This window comes from Bacillus sp. E214 (assembly GCF_008087365.1).
In the GTDB taxonomy this organism is placed as follows: domain Bacteria; phylum Bacillota; class Bacilli; order Bacillales; family Pradoshiaceae; genus Pradoshia.
Genome location: NZ_VENN01000004.1, coordinates 152,897 through 172,602 on the forward strand (window position 1 = coordinate 152,897; position 19,706 = coordinate 172,602).

Here is a 19,706-nt window from a genome sequence, read left to right on the forward strand (position 1 = left end):
GAGTACCAATACTAACCTACAAGGAGGGAACAAAATGGGGGAACGCAGAAATATCTTTTTTTATTACAAGCAAGGTCAAGAAATGGTGGATCAGGTCAATAAATTAAAGGATAATGCAAGCAACTACGGATTCGAACTTGTAGATGAACATAAAGATGCTAATATTATCGTTAGTGTAGGAGATGACGGAACATTTCTTCAGGCAGTACGTAAGACAGGCTTCAGAGAGGATTGCCTGTATGCAGGCATTTCATTAAACAAGCAATTAAATATGTATTGTGATTTCTACATAAATGATACGGAAAATATGGTGGAAGCAGTCACAAAGCCCGTCATTGAAGTAAGAAAATATCCTACAATTGAAGTAACGGTTGATAACCAAATAAGTTTTGATTGCTTAAATGAATGCACATTCCGTTCTGCTTTAATTAAAACAATGGCTATCGATGTTCACATTGATGACATATTATTTGAAACATTCCGTGGGGATGGGATGATAATTTCTACACCTACTGGAAGTACTGCCTACAACAAATCGGTCAACGGTGCAGTTGTAGACCCTTTGCTTGACTGTATGCAGGTGAGCGAAATAGCATCGATGAATAATAATCATTATCGTACGCTTGGTGCTTCATTTATTTTGGCTCCAGATCGTACTCTTTCTCTTCAAGTATTAGATAATGAAAACGATTACCCGATTATCGGGATGGATAATGAAGCGATGAGTATTCATCTTACCGAACGATTGGATATTAAACTGAGCGGAAGATATATCAAGACGGTAAAGTTACGTAATAATTCTTTTTGGGAAAAAGTCCACAGGACATTCCTTTAAATTTTCATACGAAGGAAACAAAAAAGATGATTCCGCTGGTCGGAATCATCTTTTTTTGACGAAAGAGGATTTTGTTTACGCCTTATATACTTCTTTCTCCTTATTTCTTAATTCGACACGCATTATTTTGCCGCTGATTGTTTTCGGCAAATCTTCCACAAAAGTAATTTTTCTTGGATATTTATAAGGGGCTGTAAGCTCTTTAACATGGTTCTGCAAGGTTTGCACCAATTGAGGATCATTGGCATCAACGCTATCTTGTAAGACTACGAACGCTTTTACGATTTGCCCTCTTACCTCATCCGGACTCCCTACTACAGCGCACTCCTTCACATATGGATGTTTAACAAGTGCATCCTCCACTTCAAATGGCCCAATGGTATAACCCGAACTGATAATAATATCGTCACCGCGTCCTTCAAACCAAAAATACCCGTCCTCATCTTTTTTAGCTTTATCTCCTGTAATATAAAAATCGCCTCTAAACTGCATTGCTGTCCGTTCCGGATCCTTATAGTAATTTTTAAACAACGCGGGAGTTTTAATGTGGACAGCTATATCGCCTACTTCGCCAGGTTGGCAAATCTGCCCCTCCTCATTAATAATTTCTACGTTATTTCCAGGGGTTGGTTTCCCCATGGAACCCGGCTTCACATCCATCCCCTTCATGATACCGACCAGAAGGGTATTTTCTGTTTGCCCGTATCCATCACGAACGGTGACCCCAAAATAGTTTTGAAACGTATCGATCACTTCTCTATTAAGCGGCTCACCTGCTGAAACGGCACTATGTAGGCTTCCCAGGCTATATTGATCGAGGCTGTCTACCTTCGCCATCAATCGATATTCCGTAGGGGTACAGCATAAAACAGTAATTGAATGCTGATCAATTAATTTTAAATATTTCTCTGCTTCAAACTTTCCGTGATATACAAACCCAGTAGCTCCCGATCCAAGAACAGATAAAAAGGGACTCCAAATCCACTTTTGCCATCCAGGTCCGGCTGTAGCCCATACAACATCATCTTCACCTATTGATAACCAGTTTGAGGCAGCTGTTCTGAGATGTGCATAGGCCCAGCTATGAGTGTGGACAACTCCCTTTGGTTGCCCTGTTGTACCTGAAGTATAGGATAAAAAGGCCATATCATCTCCCATGGTTTTCACCATTTGTAACTCTTCTGAAGCGTCTTTCATTCGTTCATCCAGTTGAATCCACCCATCTTCATTTCCATTTATAACAAATGATTTCAGTGAATACTCCGATATAATTTCTGTAAATAAAGAGGTATGAGGCTTATGAACAATTACCGCTTTTGCTTCTGCATGCTTGCTTCGATAAACAAGATCTTTTTCTCGAAGCATTTCAGAACATGGTATGACCACTGTACCTATTTTTAAAGCAGCTAAGTAAATCACATACGCTTCAATAAAGCGAGGAATCATGACGAGAATTTTATCCCCCTCCCTCAACCCTTCCTCTAACAAAATATTGCCAACTCTATTCACCCTTTTAATCAATTCTCCATACGTAATTTTTTGTGTTTCCCCGTATTCATTTTCCCAAATCAAAGCGATTTTGGTTTCGTTCTTACTGTTATTTTCTACCTCGCTGACTAGATTATATTGTTCTGGTGCGATCAGGTTCTGTTGATTCATATCCTTCTCCTCCCTTAAAACAAATAATGTTAATCAAACTCTATTATACATTGTTTTACAAATAATGGATTAAGAGAGTGGAAAAAGATTAGCTCTTACAATGGCTTTCAACATACAAAAAAAAGAAAGCGGACTAAAAATCCGCTTTCTTGTAGCCATGTTATTTAATTATCTGGAGAATCCTCCACCCAATTGTTGTTCAGCCATTTGAACAAGACGCTTAGTAATCTCTCCTCCAACAGAACCGTTAGCACGAGAAGTTGTTTCTGCTCCAAGTTGTACACCGAACTCAGAAGCGATTTCATATTTCATTTGGTCAAGAGCTTGTTCAACTCCTGGTACCAAAAGATTGTTTGAGTTATTTGACATGTGTTTTTCACCTCCTTGTGATAATAGAGTGTGTAAAAACACATATCTTCATTCCGGATTTAAAATGGTAATTGTTCACAAATAAATTTAGAATAAATCCTCTGTTTCCGATTCTTTCTCCTTACCTGTGAAAACTAACATTTCTGTTTTATCCAATGCCTCTTTAATTAAAGGTTCAAAATCGACATAGCTCTCATAATGACCGACTTTTTCTCTTTTTGGCTTAGTTTTGGGATTAGCTGGTGTAAACACCGTACAGCAATCCTCAAAAGGACGTATGGATATCTCATGAGTATCAATTTTCTCTGCAATTTCAATAATATCTGTTTTATCCATTGCTATAAGCGGCCTCAGAATTGGTGTATTTGTAACCTCATTAATTGTAAACATGCTTTCCATCGTCTGGCTGGCTACTTGGCCTAAACTTTCACCAGTCACAATCGCGAGCGCATTTTGTTTTTCTCTGATTGCATCAGTAATTCGCAGCATCAATCTGCGTGTGGTTGTCATTGTGTAGTTATCAGGTATTTGCTTTTGAATCAATTTTTGAATTTCGGTAAATGGCACAACATGCAGTACCATACGTCCATTGACTTCTGCCAGCTTATTCGCTAAATCAATTACCTTTTGTTTCGAGCGTTCGCTTGTGAAGGGAGGACTGTAGAAATGTACACATTCAATCTCTACTCCCCTTTTCATCGTTAAATATCCCGCAACCGGGCTATCAATCCCTCCAGAAAGCATGAGCATTGCTGAGCCGCTGCTTCCTATTGGCAATCCGCCAGCTCCAATAATTTTTTCACCCGTAATATAAGCAGCATCCTGGCGTACTTCGACTCTCAATTTCAAATCTGGATTGTGAACATCGACCGTTAAACCGTCTACATGCTGCAAGCAATATCCCCCTACCAAGCCATTTAAATCATATGTTGAATAGGGATAGGTTTTATCAGCACGCTTAGCATCAATTTTAAACGTACGAATTTTTGTTGTTAAATGATTTATATAAAACAAAGCTGATTCCTGAATGGCTGAGATTTCTTTATCAACCTTTAAAGCCGGACTTATCGAAGAAATGCCATATATTTTTTTGAGAATATCCATAATCGGCTTGTAATCTGCACCTTGTAAGTGAACATACATTCTCTCATGCTGCGCCTCAATACGAACCTCCGGATAATCTGACAATGCTTTTTTTATATTTTTACGTAATTGAACAATAAAGCCTTTACGATTCCTTTTCTTCAATGTAATCTCACCATAGCGGATTACGATATGATCAAATCTTATCATTTCTTTCTTACCTCACTTAACATTTGGATTGCTCTTTCAATTTCCTTAAGTGCCTGCTCTATTTCTTCCTTCGAATGATCATAATCTAAGCTTATTCGTATGGAACTGCCGGCTATTTGCTCATTTTTTCCCATAGCGAGAAGTGTTTGGCTAACCGTTTTTTTCTTTGATGAACAAGCACTGTTTGTTGAGACATAGATTCCAAACTCACCCAAAGTATGAACGAATGTTTCTGATTTAAGTCCCGGAATTGAAAAATTAATAATATGTGGAGCTGCATGTTCTATAGGTGAATTGATGACAACATTCTCCATTTTGGATAGCTCTTGACGTATCAGAGTACGGTACTCGTTCATTCTTCTACTGCCGTCCCTGCTCTTTTCGATTGCCAATCTCATTGCTTTTGCCAAAGATACGGCCCCAGCCAAGCTTTCCGTCCCACTGCGCATGCCTCTTTCTTGGTTTCCCCCGGCAATTAACGGTGAAAGTGTAATTCCCTCTCTGGCAAATAGAATTCCGGTGCCTTTTAATCCATGGAATTTATGTCCTGATAAAGAATATAAATCGATATGAGCATCACGTAAAGAGAGTTCGACTTTACCAAAGCCCTGAACCCCATCTACATGAAAATGTATTTTAGGATAACTCTTCAAAAAATGTCCTATTTCATAAATTGGTTGTACAGTTCCCACTTCGTTATTAACATGCATAACTGACACCAATATTGTATCTTCTCGGATTGCTTCCTTAACTTGCTCAATTTCAACTCTGCCATCTTGATTAACAGGCAAGTAGGTTACGTCATAGCCAAGTTCCTTTAGCTGTTCAAACGGTCTTTTTACGGAAGGATGCTCGATTGAGGTGGTAATAATATGCTTCCCTCTGTTTCGATAATTTTCTGCTATTCCTTTTATGGCCAGATTATTGCTTTCAGACCCTCCTGAAGTAAAGATAATCTCTGTAGCCTTTACTCCCAGAAGACCCGCGACCTGTTCTCTAGCCTGTGCTAACAGTTTTTCTGACTTCCCTCCGAAGCCATGTAAAGAGGATGGATTCCCCCAGAAATCGGCAGTAACCTTTGTGAAGGAATCAATCACTTCCTTATAGGGTTTTGTTGTCGCGCTATTATCTAAATAAATCATGCTTTTTCCCCTTCCTATCAATAAGAAAATGTAGCATATCCTGTCCTGTTTATAAAGTAATTTTCTCTTATGCCTCTATCTTATGCTGGATTAAACAAAGAAAAAAACCAGACTGGTAAGTCCAGACTGGTCTATACATTGCTATGTTCAAGATACTCTTGGATTTTTTTTAACGAACCCGGTTCAACTTTTTCAATTGCCTCAGCTGCATGCTCTAAAGCATCTTGGTATTGATAATTGCGGAATTGCTTTTCTGCTTCGGTCAGGGCAATAGCAACTGAAGGGAATTTGCTTCTATATCGATTGCCGTATTGAATAACCTTCTCGGCCATCATTACTTGTTCAGTCAATTCAACAGTAGCCTCCTGAACACGACTAACCGCAACACTTGCAATATCCAGATGGTGCATGACTGCATTCATATTCAATGGTTTTTCTTCCAATTTCTCTTTTACTTCTTCAATGCTTTCTTTTGCTTGTATAACCATTAATTCATAAGAAGTTGGAAGACCCGGTAAATTGCTTCCTTTGATGATTCGTAAGGATTCCGTCATGCTTTGATGCAACTTCCTTATCGTTTCTCTTGATTCCAATTCATCCTTACGCAGAGTATTTAATTTCTCTTCAAATTCTTTTTGTAAGTCTTTCAGTTCATCCAATTTGGATTCAAGCTCAACGATGTCCTCTTTTAATACCGTATAAGCTGTCTCTCTTTCGTATATTTTCTCTTTAAGCATTTCCCATTTTGATTTCAATGTAATCAGTGTTTTATCAAGATTAGAACGTGCATCAAGTTCCTTCTCCGGCATTTGATAGATTTGTTTCACCAATTCTGTCTCTTCATCTAGTCTCTCAAGCTGATCAATTGATTTATCTAGCTTTTGCTGATACAAATCCTTAACTGATAAAACATACTGACGTGCCACAACCTCTTTTTCCAACAAATCATAATAGGATTGAATGGATTCGTTTAATTCCTCGATTCCTTTTGCAGCTTCTTCGGTGTTTATGTCAACAATATATTCCTTATATTTTTCTAGATTTTCTTCCATTTTTTCAATTTCATTTTCAAAAAACATATGACTTAACGGATATCCTTGCTCACACATTTCCGCATATCCCATTTTAAGTTCATGCAAAAGTCCCGGTATATGTATTTGGCAATGCCCAATTAAATCAGGAATCAAATCCAATTTTTCTTTCAGGTTTTGCAATTTAGCCTGGATGCCCAGTACTTGCTCTCTAGCCTCTAAGTAATCACCTGATTCTGTTTGGTTATTGAATGTGTCAAAATCCAGAGCAAGCTTATCAAATTCCTCTTCCAATTTACCCGCAGCTTCACCAAATGAATGACGGTGTGCCAATAAACGTTTCTTCTGTTCACGATAAGCTAATAAAAGCTCTTCAACTAATTTTTTATTTTGCTCCTCGCTGCCCACCAATTCATTTAATTCATGCAGCATCGCTGAAAGTGTAATTTCGATTTCTTCAATAATATGCTCAATCTTCTTTTGAACCTGCACTGATTTATTAAATCGGTACTTGTCAGCATATTCTTCTGCATCAAACAGCAGGGTCTCAACATCGGCAAGGCGATCCGTTTGGATTGTATCCCATTCGTTACGCCATCTTTCAAACATTCTCTCTGTTTGACCAGTCATATTCAAACTTTTTACCCTGGCTAATTCTTCTGCTATCGGCCTGTTCATGATGTCAATTTTTTTCTCTGCAAGTCTATCTATTTCTTTGTAGTGTTTCTTCCTTGCCAATATTCCAATAATAAAGGCAATAAAGATAATCACCAATATCCCTATTACATACTCCATATGAAGCCTCCTATTCAAAACGAGACAGATAATATATATAAATAAGTTCAATATCAATGATTTAATGATAACATGGTATAAAGTATTTTTAACTAATAAAATCTACTTTTTCTACAAAAAATTATTCAATGCCCTCTTTTAATGTCCAGAAAATATATTTTATTTAAAATATTTGTCGAAAAGGAGGCTTTCTCGATGAAATTTAAGGACGGACATGTACATACCCCATATTGTCCGCACGGAACAGATGAACCCGTTTTTGCTTATATTGAAAAAGCGATAGCGCTGGGGTACGAAGAAATCACCTTTACCGAACACGCTCCTTTACCAAAAGGGTTTATTGATCCGGCTCCAACACGGGATAGTTCCATACAAATGGATCAGTTATTCACATATATAGAGGAAATAAGGCGTTGTAAAGAGAAGTATAAGGCGAAGGTTGCTATTAATATTGGTTTGGAAGTGGATTATATAGATGGCTGGGAACAGGAAACAACAGAATTCCTGAATGAAATTGGCCCTTATTTGGATGACTCGATTCTGTCGGTTCACTTTTTAAAGAATCAAAACGACTGGTATTGCCTGGATTATAGTGAAACAGAATTCGGTCATATGATAGAACAATACCAATCTGTTGATCAACTATATAAGGCTTATTACCATACCCTTCAAAAATCGATTATAAGTGATTTGGGGACATTTAAGCCCAAACGGGTAGGCCATATTTCTCTAATTACAAAATTCCAGAAAAAGTATCCAAGCAATGCCCCATTAGAATCCTATTTACTACCAATACTTTCATTAATAAAAGAACGTGGGTATGAACTGGATTTAAACACGGCCGGCCTTTTTAAACCCTTGTGCGGTGAGACGTACCCTCCCATCCCCTTTATTCAGGCAGCCATAAAAATGGGGATCCCTCTCTGTTATGGATCTGACGCTCACCATCCGGAAGATCTTGGAAGAGGATTAGATGTACTAAAAACAAAAATCTTAACAAACGAATAATCGCTTAGCATCCAGTCAGATGGGGACAGGGCAAACACGCTCCTCAAATAAGCAGTCATTAAGAAATCGTTCAATCTCTAACTGATACTTGTTTATAAAATACAATTCGTTCGTAAATAATTGCCAAACCTCACTGAAGTATTGGGCCTGAATAAAGGGTTCATTCAGTAATGCTTTTAGCTTCATGACAAACATAGATGGATTAATCTTTTTTAATTCACCGCAATCCATACCAGCATCAAGGAATAAATTAATATAAAATTTTTCTTTCGATAAATAGGTTGTATAGATTTCTCTGTTCAGGCTTGAGTCTACTGATATTTCTCTTAATACAAGACGTGTTAAGAGGAACTTTTCTCTGTAATAATGCAAGCAAAATTTGGTATACTTTAAGACACATTCTTTCGGACCAATGAGTGGGAGTTGTTCAGCGATATTTTCAATACCGCTTATATAGCCTTCGAAGAAATCTGTAAAACAATATTCAAGGAGACCTTGCTTATGCTGAAAGTGATAAGCTATATTTGCTGAATTACCTCCGGCACGGCCAGCGATATCTCTGATTGAAGTTGCTGAATAACCTTTCATATAGAATAAATAGACAGCAGCTTCAAAAATATCATCTTTTTTATTCGATAGTTTATCCATAAATTTATCTTCCCCCTTTATGATTAACATTCTCTAGGAATGTCAGATGACAAAGTGAAACCTTGCTCGGCGGGGAGTTCTTTCATCCAACACCGAGTATTCGTTGAACCAATCGGGGATATTGCGCTAAGACCTACACAGAACCGTAATAGAAGTGAAGTCTTCGTGCTAATTTGAAAGGAATAAAAGCCGTTCTAGCATAAGCTGTGCGTTCACATGTATTTTCTCTTATACATGAAGTAGTTCTTCTTTTTAGAGACTTATCCTTCTATAACTTCTCGACAAAAAAGACAGTACTGACTATGGTTAGAGGTTATTCTCTATTGAGGGTAACAATGAAAGGAGAATGATGATGTTTCAAGTCGGAAAATATAAAAAAACGAAACCAGAAAACTATCAAATGGTTAGCAAACAGCTGGAAGCCCTAATAGATGGTGAAACAAATTTAATTGCCAATTTGAGCAATGCTTCTGCCCTTTTAAATCAATTTTTGGACGACGTGAACTGGGTAGGATTCTACCTATATGAAGAGGAGCAACTGATACTTGGACCATTTCAAGGTCTCCCAGCCTGCATTCGAATTCCTTTAGGCAAGGGAGTATGCGGAACAGCGGCAGAAAAAAGAGAAATAATCAGGGTAATGGACGTACATCAATTCCCTGGACACATCGCCTGTGATGCTGCCACTCAATCAGAAATCGTTTTGCCGATTCTGAAGGATGGCCGTCTGATTGGTGTACTTGATATAGACAGTCCATCAAAGAATCGTTTTGACAAAGAAGATGAACATGGATTAAAACAATTTGTTGATATACTTGTCCAATCAATTTAAAAAACAAAAGGCTAAGCCAAAAATGAGCTTAGCCCTTTTGTATTAACAGGATACAATCACCTGATTTTTACCTGATCGCTTAGCTGTATACAGGGCATCATCTGCCCGCTTGAAAAGGTTTTTAATCGTATTGTTATTTTTCTGATTGGATTCCCAATACGATACACCGCAAGAAATGGTAACCGGAGGATTTGTTTCTTTTCTTACTTTTTCAACAAGTCTTTCCGCAACTGCTTTACCAGCCTCTATCGGTGCCTTTGGAAGGAAAATAGCCAGTTCTTCCCCGCCCCACCTTGTACCTATATCGGTGTCTCTAATACTATTTTTAATTAAATCAGCTACCTGAATAAGGACCTCGTCTCCCTTTTGGTGCCCATATGTATCATTTGTCAGCTTGAAATTATCTATATCTATTAATATAAACGTTCCCTCAGTTTCAGAATTTATCAGTTCAAGCATTCTTCCTTCAAGATAATTTCTCGAATATAGACCTGTTAAATAATCAGTTATGACCATCTTTTCAAGCTCTTCTCTTAATATTGAGTTCACAAATGCCATCGAAGAATGATGAATAAGAGACTGCATTAATTTAAACATATCAAATGTAAAATGATACGGTACTCGATGAAGAACAATACAAAAACCATCCATCTTTCCACTATGTATCATAGGGAAAGCCATAAGGGATTTATAAGGGCCATCCTGCCCGACTTTATCCGAATCCATATCCCCAATATATAAAGCCTCCCGATCCTGCTCTAAGCTGCCTTTGACATATTGGATGTAGTGTTTAGAAGTCTCTTCAGTGAAAAAAGGTGAACTTCCCGGGACAAGTTTTGTCTGTCCATTCCTAATCATAAAAAAGCCTACTTCGTCTGCGAGGAATGATTTATTTATTTGTTGCTTCATATAACTAACTGTTTCACTAAGCCTCAAGGTAGAATTTAGACGATGCGATGTTTCATTAATCAGACGTAAATCCGCAATTAAGCGTTTGGATTGTTCATATAATTGGGCATTCTCCAGTGCCCCGCCTGCCGTATTCGCGAGGAGAGAGATGAATTCGATTTCCGTATCAGGAAATATGACTGCTTCAGGTGCAATAACTTGTAAAACCCCATAAACACCCTGCTTGCCTAATAAAGGCGCATACAACACAGAATTTTTCACTTCCATTGAATCCTCAAATTGAACACGACCGGAAACATATGCCTGCATGGCAGATAAATTTTCCCCATCCATTTCCAAACTTTTAATTGGAAGATTTAATGTGTTATCGCTATCCTGAGACATTAGCAAATAGTAAACAAAGGACGGATATACTTCACGCAGGGTTTCTATTACCTCCGCCAAAACGGAATGCATATTCATAGAGGAATGAAACTCTGTCGTAATCCGTTGCAATAGTTTATATCGTTTCTCTTCCTTTTTTCGTTCTGAAATTGCAATTGCCTTGTGCAGTAATTCTCCTATCACTGTCCTCAATTCAGATAAATCAATTCTATTATCATTTTTCAACTCTTTATTTTCAGAAAGAACTACAAATAGTCCCAGTAATTCTCCTTCATGATATAAAGGAATTCCCAAGGGGTATAATGTATCAGTTAATGATACACAGGCTTCCGTACATAAATCTTTCATTGAGGAGTTTAGTAAAGCATCAAGTGAAATGGTGCTAGCAAACTGATTTTGGAGTTCTGTTTTCGAAGCCGCTTTTTCCAGATAGAGCTTTTGTTTCCAAGGATCATTATAATAACAGGCAATCTCATCCACCCTTAATAATTCCAATAAGAAGTCGACCATTTTATCTGTAAATCTATCTAAAAAGAGTTCATTATCATCTTTAATCATACATTCAACAAATAGACTTTTTAAATTTGTTTCCCAGCTCAGATTTAATTGATTATCTACCATCACATTAATCAACACCTGTTGTCATATTTTATTTCGTATTTTTTATAAATTTAGATTGATTTTTAAAAAAATAATACTTTATACCTGCATTTTACCAATATATGCTAAAATAATCATTACTTTCTTTCAATATAATTACATTTTTTATTTAAACCTGTGAAGGAAGCATCATATTGTAACGATTCCATTTAAGAGAATCCCTTGACTTATATAACAATAAATTATACAATATTCTTTGTGTAAAATATCGCAGCTTATGTTCACATCTTTATTCGTTCATTTCATTCCTCTACCATGAGGTGTATCTTGTAACCCGCTGCTGCTAGGGCGAAGGTACATGAAAATGAAATGGCAGTAATGTTTGTAAACATCAGTTTTTATTTTACAAAAATAAAAACATTCAAGGAGGAGTCTTCTTATGGCTCGTTATACAGGTCCAAGCTGGAAACTATCCCGTCGTTTAGGAATTTCCCTAAGCGGTACAGGTAAAGAATTAGAAAAGCGTCCTTACGCACCAGGACAACACGGTCCTAACCAACGCAAAAAGCTTTCCGAATACGGTTTGCAATTGCAAGAAAAACAAAAACTTCGTCACATGTACGGTGTGAACGAACGTCAATTCCGCACAATGTTCGATCGTGCTGCTAAAATGCCTGGTAAACAAGGTGAAAACTTCATGATTCTTCTTGATTCTCGCCTTGATAACATTGTTTACCGTTTAGGTTTAGCTCGTACTCGTCGTCAAGCTCGTCAGCTTGTAAACCACGGACACATCTTGGTTGATGGACGTCGCGTTGACATCCCATCTTACCGTTTAGCTCCTGGTCAAGTAATCGGAGTACGTGAAAAATCCCGTAACCTTGATATCATCAAGGAAGCTATGGAAGTAAACAACTTCGTACCTGACTACCTAACTTTCGATGCTGACAAGTTAGAAGGTACATTCACTCGCTTACCTGAGCGTTCTGAATTACCAGCTGAAATTAACGAAGCTCTTATCGTTGAGTTCTACTCTCGTTAATTAATACGCTTTGTAAATAGCGTATTCAAAAACCCTGGAAACCTTGTTTCCAGGGTTTTTATTTGTGTAGAAAATATATAATTACTAAACTTATAATCAGACTCGAAATATTATTTATAGGAATTATGAAGCAAATGACACTTAATTCTCTCTTTGTTTTTGGAAAAACGAAGACCAGGCAATACCTTAAAAATTTACCATGACATCATCTGTAAACACCATTAAACGGGACTCCAAACCTAAAACGGATCTTAGGTTTTTCATCCTAACAAGATCTGTTTTGGTGTACTTAACATAACTGTGGACATATCTATTAAATCAATTTCTTTTGGAATACTTTTCAATCACCTAAAGTAAAAGCCAGCATCAAACTCACTAAAAATCGGAAATTAAATCCCCTCTAACTTTATCTACAAATAGAAATTAGTCACCTCTTCAGATGTATTATAAAAGAACTATATTGTCGATCAAATTTATCATTCACTTATTAGACAGTACAGTAGAATAACGGTTTGTTACCTCCTTCATTTCAAGACTATCCCAACTATTAGAGTAACTGATACTTATACCAATCTATACATATTGTAGTAGGCGAGAAAATGAAAAATGAAAAAAATAAAAATCAGAAAAAATATAATAGTTTATTTAATATTTTATTAACAAACTAATCAAAAATTGTGATAATATAGTTAATTGTGTAAATTATTACTAACAAAGAGGAGGGGAATTTGTTGGCTTCTTAATTTTAATGAGGAATACCAACAACTAAGATGAAAAAATATATTGCTGGAATTTTAACTGTTTTCTTAAGTTTTACTGTACTATTTTTAACGAATAGTAATCAGGTTGAGGCTGCTTCCAAAACGATGTACGTAACTGCAGACAATTTAAATGTGAGGGAGAAAGCATCATCATCGTCAAAAATTATTACGGCCGTAAAGAAAAATACAAAATTGATTGTAACTAAAAAGAGCGGTAACTGGGGATATGTCAAAGTTAACAAAAAAAATGGATGGGTATCAATAAATTATTTAACATCCAAGGCTCCCGTAACAAATAAAACAATGTACACTACTGAAAAAACAACCCTGAAAAAGCTAGCAAAAAATAACTCCGGCACGCTGAAAACGATTAACAAAGAGGCAACAATAATTGTTTATTCAACTACTTCCGATAAATATGCCAAAGCAAAGTACGGTGGAAAAACGGGATGGATTTTAAAATCTAAAGTGAAAGATTCGAAGACAGTTACAACAACTTCAAAAGCAGCAATAAAATATAAAACAATTAAACAAAATGACAATACTTTAGCAAAAGGCACTACGAAAGTCGTCCAAAAAGGAAGCAACGGAAATCAAACGATCATATACAAGAAAACGTTTAAAAATGGAAAGCTAATTAGCACAAAAAAAATATCGTCTAAAGTAACAAAAAAAGCAGTGAATCAAATTATTAAAGTAGGTACTAAAGAAACTAAAGCATCTAATTATGCAACCGAGGTTCTTCGATTGGTTAACCAAGAACGCGCAAAAGTAAATATAGCACCTTTGAAAAATTTAAATAGTCTTTCGAAAGTTGCCGAAGTTAAATCAAAAGATATGCGTGATAACAATTATTTCAATCATACAAGCCCCACATACGGGTCTCCGGGAGAAATGGTAAAAAAATTCAATATTTCTTTCACGATGCTTGGTGAAAATATTGCAGCTGGACAAATTACTCCTGCATCTGTAGTGAACAGTTGGATGAATAGCCCAGGGCACAAAGCGAATATTCTCGATGCACGTTATACCCATATCGGAATTGGGTATGCCGAAGGTGGTTCATGGAAACATTATTGGACACAATTATTTTTAAAACAGTAAGTAAAAATACTTAATATTCATTTCAATTTTATTTCTTTCAACCATTTATAATAAAGCACAATAAGAAAAAATATCTTACTATACATTAAAAGGGCTGCCTAACCGAGACAGCCCTTTCTTCTTTCTATCATGCGTACTTAATAAGCGTGTATTTCTTTTTACCGCGGCGAATTACCGTGAATTGTCCTTCTAGCTTATCATCCTCTGTCATCGTATGAGCGAGGTCTGTGACTCTTTCACCGTTGATGTAGATCGCACCATTTGTGATATCCTCACGCGCCTGACGTTTAGAAGGAGAAATTTTTGCATTTACTAGTAAATCTACCAAGAGCAGTTCCTCATTGCTGCCCACTTCAAAGCTTGGTACATCCTTGAAGCCCTGGCGAATTTCTTCTACAGATAATTGCTTAATATCACCGCTGAATAAAGCTTTAGAAATATTGATTGCTTGTTGTAAAGCTTCTTTACCATGAACAAGTTTCGTTACTTCCTCAGCAAGCGCCTTCTGAGCTGCCCGTTTTTCCGGAGCTTCAGCAACCTCTTTCTCAAGCGCTTCGATTTCTTCTTTGCTTAAGAATGTAAAGTATTTAATGTATTTAATAACATCACGGTCATCTGTATTAATCCAGAACTGGTAGAACTCATATGGAGACGTTTTTTCACGATCTAACCATACCGCTCCGCCTTCTGTTTTACCAAACTTAGTTCCATCTGATTTTGTAACTAATGGAACCGTTAAACCAAAGGCTTTTGCATCTTCCTTCGTTTTACGAATTAATTCCAGACCTGCGGTAATATTTCCCCATTGATCACTTCCGCCGATTTGTAAACGGCAGCCTTGAGTTTCGTATAACTTCAGGAAATCAAGAGATTGCATGATCATGTAACTGAATTCAGTAAACGAGATACCAGACTCAATACGGGATTGTACAGAATCTTTAGCAAGCATGTAGTTGAGTCCAAAATGTTTCCCAATATCCCGAAGGAACGTAATTAAGTTCATGTTGCCAATCCAGTCATAGTTATTAGCCATGATTGCTTTATTCTCACCAGTTTCGAAGTCGAGGAAACGGGAAAGCTGATCTTTAATACGTGCAGTCCATTGGTGAACAACATCCTCTGTATTTAACGTCCGCTCAGCTTTTTTACCACTTGGGTCTCCTATCATACCTGTCGCTCCGCCGACTAATGGGATTGGCTGATGTCCTGCTAACTGGAATCGTTTCAGGATTAAAATAGGTAACAAGTGACCAATATGCAAGCTATCGGCAGTCGGATCGAAGCCAGCATATAGTTTCACGCTTTCTTCCTGTAATAATTTTTCCAATCCCTCTTCATCTGTAAATTGATTCACGAGACCTCTAAAACGTAAATCATCTAAAATATTCATCCTTCTCCACCTCTTACTGTTTAGATTAGATTAAAATAAAATAAAAAACGCCCCTTCATCTAAATGAAGGGACGATTACTATCGCGGTACCACCCAACTTGCGAAACGTATAACTGTCTCGCCGCTTATCCTTTTAACGGAAAGGTTCCGGCATTCGCTACACAGCTTTACATAAAGCATTCCCGAATGCTGCTCGAGGAGGTAATTCATCATTTCGCTTGTACCGGTTTACACCACCCACCGGCTCTCTTAAACATTGGCGAACTAACTACTGAAATCCTGTTATCGCATCAAATATATAATATTGGTTATGCTTTTTTTACCATAATAACAAACTGTTTGTCAAACCCAATAATTGTATTGTTTCGCTAATATAGAGAAACTATACCTACCTGAAACACTTGCTTATGCTATAATGTATGTGATTTGTTGGGGGAGTGAATGAATGAAAGATATTTTTATAAAACTTAAAGAAAGGCTTGCACCATTGTGGGACTTTGTAAACAAACCCGTTGTACAGCGAAGAGCACGTATTTCCTATCAGGTTATCTGGAATAATCTATTAATCTTCTTAATTGTATCTGTCATCGGGATTGCTTTTGCTGGCGGAGTTGGAGCTGGTTACTTTGCATCTATGGTAAAAGACGAACCAATCAGGAGCAAGGAACAGCTTAAATCAAGTGTGTCCAGTTATGAAGAAACATCTGAGATTTATTTTGCAAGCAATGTATATATGGGGAAAATGCGTTCTGATCTTGAACGTAAAGCAGTGAAACTGGAAAATGTTTCGGATTACGTTAAGACAGCATTAATTTCCACAGAAGATTCCTATTTTTATGAGCATAAGGGTGTTGTACCAAAAGCCATCATTCGAGCTTTACTTCAGGAAGTGACAAATTCTTCTGTCCAATCAGGAGGAAGCACACTGACACAACAATTAATAAAACAACAAATCTTAACGAATGAGGTTTCCTTTGATCGTAAGGCGAAGGAAATCCTGCTGGCATTACGCCTTGAAAAATTCATGAAAAAAGATGAGATTTTAGAAGCTTATCTGAATGTCTCACCGTTTGGCAGAAATTCCTCCGGCCGTAATATTGCCGGTGTCCAGGCTGCAGCGGATGGCATTTTCGGGGTAGATGCCAAAGATTTAACTCTGCCACAGGCTGCCTTTATTGCGGGATTACCAAAGAATCCATACCTTTATACACCATTTACACAATCCGGTGAAGTGAAGGAGGACCTTTCCCCAGGTATCAATCGTATGAAAACAGTTCTTAAAAGAATGTATACCAACGATGCCATTACAAAGGAAGAATATGATAAAGCATTAAAATATGATATTAAGAAAGACCTTGCAAAGAAACAAACATATCCTACTGAAAAGTATCCATACTTAACATATGAAGTAGAAAAAAGAGCAATTGAAATCATGATGCCAATATTGGCAAAGAACGATGGGCTTTCAAGCAAGGATTTAGAAAAAGACGATGACCTATATAAGCAATACTATACTCTGGCTGATCAGGCCATCCGACAAAATGGCTATCAAATTCATACAACCATAAACAAAAAAATGTATGACAATATGCAAAAAGTCACTAAAAATTACCCTTATTATCAGGGTACCCGCCAGGTGGAGAAAAAGAATCCGGATACAGGAGAAACCTATATAGAGAATGAACCAATTGAAGTTGGCGCCATGCTAATTGAAAACTCTACCGGAAAAATACTCAGCTTCGTTGGAGGCCGTGATTTTAAACGGGAGCAGCTTAATCATGCTACATCAGCTGTACGTTCAAATGGTTCAACAATGAAGCCACTACTTGTATATGCACCAGCAATGGAGTACGGAGTTTCCTATCCAGGCAAAACTTTGGTCAATGCACCTGTGAACATTCGCGGTTGGAGTCCAGGAAACTATGCTGGCGGCGGAATTACCGGTATAACCTCTGCACGTGAAGCATTAAAGAGATCCTATAATATACCGGCAGCGGTTCAATATGCGGAAATTATAAATCGCAACCCAGTAAAATATCTTGAAAAAATGGGCTTCACCTCTTTAGAAAAGCAAGATTATACAAACCTTTCCACGTCTTTGGGTGCATTAGCCAGAGGCGTAACCGTAGAAGAGAATACGAATGCCTATGCAACATTTGCAAATGGTGGACAATTCGTAGATAGCTATATGATCGAAAAAATAGTAGATTCTAATGGAAAGACCATTTACCAACATAAAAAAGCGAAGACGGATGTATTCAGTCCACAAACAGCTTATTTAACAATTGATATGATGAGGGATGTCATCACCTCTGGAACAGCAGCAGGTTTAAACAGTAAATTGAAGTTTTCAGCCGACTGGGCCGGCAAAACCGGCACTAGCCAGAACTTTCATGATGCCTGGATGGTCGCGACCAATCCAAATGTCACATTTGGAGTTTGGATGGGATATGATTCAAATGCATCTGTGGATACATATGGAATGAGTTATTCACAGCGAAATCAAACATTATGGGCACAATTAATTAATTCAGCTTATGATGTTGCACCAAACTTAGTCGGGACTTCGAAGCGACACCAAATGCCAGGTGGAATTGTATCCAGATCCTATTGCACATTGACCGGTTCCCTGGCATCCAAATCATGTATAGATGCAGGACTCGCAAAATCCGATTATTTCAATGCCAAATATCTTCCTTCATCTGAGAACGGCAATTTGGCAACATCAAGCGAAAGATATGTGTTCATAAATGGTAAGAAATATGTGGCACTGGGGTCTACTCCAGAGGAATTCACAGAAACCGGTCTTGTGATCAATGCCGACTTTTCTAACATTACAGGAGCAAAATACCTTATTGATAAATCATCTATTACGCCAAAAGGCTCTGAATTTGAAGGGGCAGCTATCGGAGCTTCGAAAATGAATGATAACGGGAAAGTACCTGGAGCACCGGCAGTTACTTCAAAGGAGAAAGTCATCAACTGGAAATCTTCTGGTGACTTTGACATAGTTGGATATCGTGTTTATAGAAATGGTGCTAAAGTAGCCAGTATCAAAGCTGACAATACACTCAGCTATAAAACAGATGGAAATGGAAAGTACTACATTACTGCAGTGGATATAGCTGGTAATGAATCTGCTCCATCCTCTATTATCGAATATAAACCAGTTCCTAAGCCGGAACCTAAGCCTAAAGAAGTAAAAAAAGAGAAGGCAGAAGATAAAAAAGAAGAGAAGAAAGATCCAAAAGAAGAGAAGAAAGATCCAAAAGAAGAGAAGAAAGATCCAAAAGAAGAGAAGAAAGATCCAAAAGAAGATGAAAAACCAGTTCATGCCGAAGAACAAGAGCATGATGAAAATACAGAGGAATAAAAAAGAGGCTGTTCCAGGTCGGCATCACACTCGACTATCGGAACAGCCTTTCTCTATATCTATCAATCAACTATTTTTTGCAATCCCCGATATATATAGGATTACTAGAATCCCTTCATATATATTGAATAAGAAAATCTCTGTCCTCAGGATATGTTAACTTCAGTGTTTTTAATTCCTCAAGGTCTTTCCAGGCAATATCATAAATAAGACCGTCCGGATCCCGAATATTTCTTTCACCACCCACAATCCTCACTATATAGTAGCGAACTTCAGCAGTAATATTGTGTGTTTCATATATTACCCTTTTTACCTTAACTTCTTCAACAATTTCTGTTAAATATCCCGTTTCTTCTTCCATCTCTCTAATACAGCACTGTTCAAAACTTTCATCTACTTCTTTACCGCCCGATGGAATAGACCATAATTTTTTCTCTTCAGGTTTCCCCTGCAGAACCATTAACAATTGACCATTGTCATTGATACATAGACCTGAAGAACCAAACCATTCTTTCACTTTATCAAGCCCCT

Annotated in this window: 15 protein-coding genes and 1 other annotated feature; of the genes, 6 read left to right on the top strand and 9 right to left on the bottom strand. The window is 37.4% G+C overall.

Translation table 11 applies throughout. The annotated features are described in order from the left end of the window. Nucleotides 1-34: 34 nt before the first annotated feature. Nucleotides 35-835 carry an NAD kinase gene (locus FHY47_RS14675; protein WP_066108994.1) on the top strand — a complete coding sequence of 267 codons (801 nt, stop codon included), beginning with the start codon at nt 35-37 and terminating at the stop codon, nt 833-835. Between the two features lie 75 nt (nt 836-910). Here FHY47_RS14675 and mbcS read toward each other — a convergent pair whose 3' ends face one another. The 5 genes from mbcS to ezrA form a co-directional block, all read right to left on the bottom strand. Continuing rightward, nucleotides 911-2,494 carry an acyl-CoA synthetase MbcS gene (gene mbcS, locus FHY47_RS14680; RefSeq protein ID WP_148631007.1) on the bottom strand — a complete coding sequence of 528 codons (1,584 nt, stop codon included), beginning with the start codon at nt 2,492-2,494 and terminating at the stop codon, nt 911-913. A gap of 168 nt (nt 2,495-2,662) precedes the next feature. After that, nucleotides 2,663-2,863: an alpha/beta-type small acid-soluble spore protein gene (locus FHY47_RS14685; protein WP_066109002.1), complete on the bottom strand. Its 201-nt coding sequence runs from the start codon at nt 2,861-2,863 to the stop codon at nt 2,663-2,665. Between the two features lie 87 nt (nt 2,864-2,950). Further along, nucleotides 2,951-4,153, bottom strand: a complete 1,203-nt coding sequence (thiI, locus tag FHY47_RS14690; RefSeq protein ID WP_066109256.1) for a tRNA uracil 4-sulfurtransferase ThiI — start codon at nt 4,151-4,153, stop codon at nt 2,951-2,953. Beyond that, nucleotides 4,153-5,298: a cysteine desulfurase family protein gene (locus FHY47_RS14695; RefSeq protein WP_148631010.1), complete on the bottom strand. Its 1,146-nt coding sequence runs from the start codon at nt 5,296-5,298 to the stop codon at nt 4,153-4,155. Before FHY47_RS14695 ends, thiI begins: the two co-directional genes overlap by 1 nt. 131 nt (nt 5,299-5,429) lie before the next feature. Continuing rightward, nucleotides 5,430-7,124 (bottom strand): septation ring formation regulator EzrA, encoded by a 1,695-nt coding sequence (gene ezrA, locus FHY47_RS14700; RefSeq protein ID WP_148631012.1) that lies wholly within the window; start codon nt 7,122-7,124, stop codon nt 5,430-5,432. 195 nt (nt 7,125-7,319) lie between these two features. Here ezrA and hisJ point away from each other — a divergent pair, with 195 nt between their 5' ends. Further along, on the top strand, nt 7,320-8,132 hold the full coding sequence (hisJ, locus tag FHY47_RS14705; RefSeq protein ID WP_139892792.1) for a histidinol-phosphatase HisJ: 813 nt from the start codon (nt 7,320-7,322) through the stop codon (nt 8,130-8,132). A 15-nt stretch (nt 8,133-8,147) separates the two neighbouring features. On the opposite strand, the gene refZ is transcribed toward hisJ, so the two are convergent. Beyond that, on the bottom strand, nt 8,148-8,780 hold the full coding sequence (refZ, locus tag FHY47_RS14710; protein WP_066109013.1) for a forespore capture DNA-binding protein RefZ: 633 nt from the start codon (nt 8,778-8,780) through the stop codon (nt 8,148-8,150). A 352-nt stretch (nt 8,781-9,132) separates the two neighbouring features. Between refZ and FHY47_RS14715 the strand changes: the two genes are divergently transcribed. Continuing rightward, nucleotides 9,133-9,612, top strand: a complete 480-nt coding sequence (locus FHY47_RS14715; RefSeq protein ID WP_066109018.1) for a GAF domain-containing protein — start codon at nt 9,133-9,135, stop codon at nt 9,610-9,612. Between the two features lie 42 nt (nt 9,613-9,654). Here FHY47_RS14715 and FHY47_RS14720 read toward each other — a convergent pair whose 3' ends face one another. Then, nucleotides 9,655-11,526, bottom strand: coding sequence for a sensor domain-containing diguanylate cyclase (locus FHY47_RS14720; protein WP_148631044.1), 1,872 nt, complete (start codon nt 11,524-11,526; stop codon nt 9,655-9,657). A 418-nt stretch (nt 11,527-11,944) separates the two neighbouring features. Between FHY47_RS14720 and rpsD the strand changes: the two genes are divergently transcribed. Next, nucleotides 11,945-12,547 carry a 30S ribosomal protein S4 gene (gene rpsD / locus FHY47_RS14725; RefSeq protein ID WP_066109019.1) on the top strand — a complete coding sequence of 201 codons (603 nt, stop codon included), beginning with the start codon at nt 11,945-11,947 and terminating at the stop codon, nt 12,545-12,547. A 770-nt stretch (nt 12,548-13,317) separates the two neighbouring features. Next, on the top strand, nt 13,318-14,412 hold the full coding sequence (locus FHY47_RS19460; RefSeq protein ID WP_148631014.1) for a CAP domain-containing protein: 1,095 nt from the start codon (nt 13,318-13,320) through the stop codon (nt 14,410-14,412). Between the two features lie 127 nt (nt 14,413-14,539). Here the strand turns inward: FHY47_RS19460 and tyrS are convergent, their stop codons facing one another. Beyond that, entirely contained in the window at nt 14,540-15,802 is a 1,263-nt protein-coding gene (tyrS, locus tag FHY47_RS14735; protein ID WP_139892790.1) for a tyrosine--tRNA ligase, read from the bottom strand. 64 nt (nt 15,803-15,866) lie between these two features. Next, nucleotides 15,867-16,097 (bottom strand) — a binding site (T-box leader). A 150-nt stretch (nt 16,098-16,247) separates the two neighbouring features. On the opposite strand from tyrS, the gene FHY47_RS14740 reads away from it, so the two are divergent. After that, nucleotides 16,248-19,175, top strand: coding sequence for a transglycosylase domain-containing protein (locus FHY47_RS14740; protein WP_148631017.1), 2,928 nt, complete (start codon nt 16,248-16,250; stop codon nt 19,173-19,175). A gap of 115 nt (nt 19,176-19,290) precedes the next feature. On the opposite strand, the gene FHY47_RS14745 is transcribed toward FHY47_RS14740, so the two are convergent. Then, nucleotides 19,291-19,692 (bottom strand): NUDIX hydrolase, encoded by a 402-nt coding sequence (locus FHY47_RS14745; protein ID WP_148631019.1) that lies wholly within the window; start codon nt 19,690-19,692, stop codon nt 19,291-19,293. Nucleotides 19,693-19,706 lie beyond the last annotated feature (14 nt).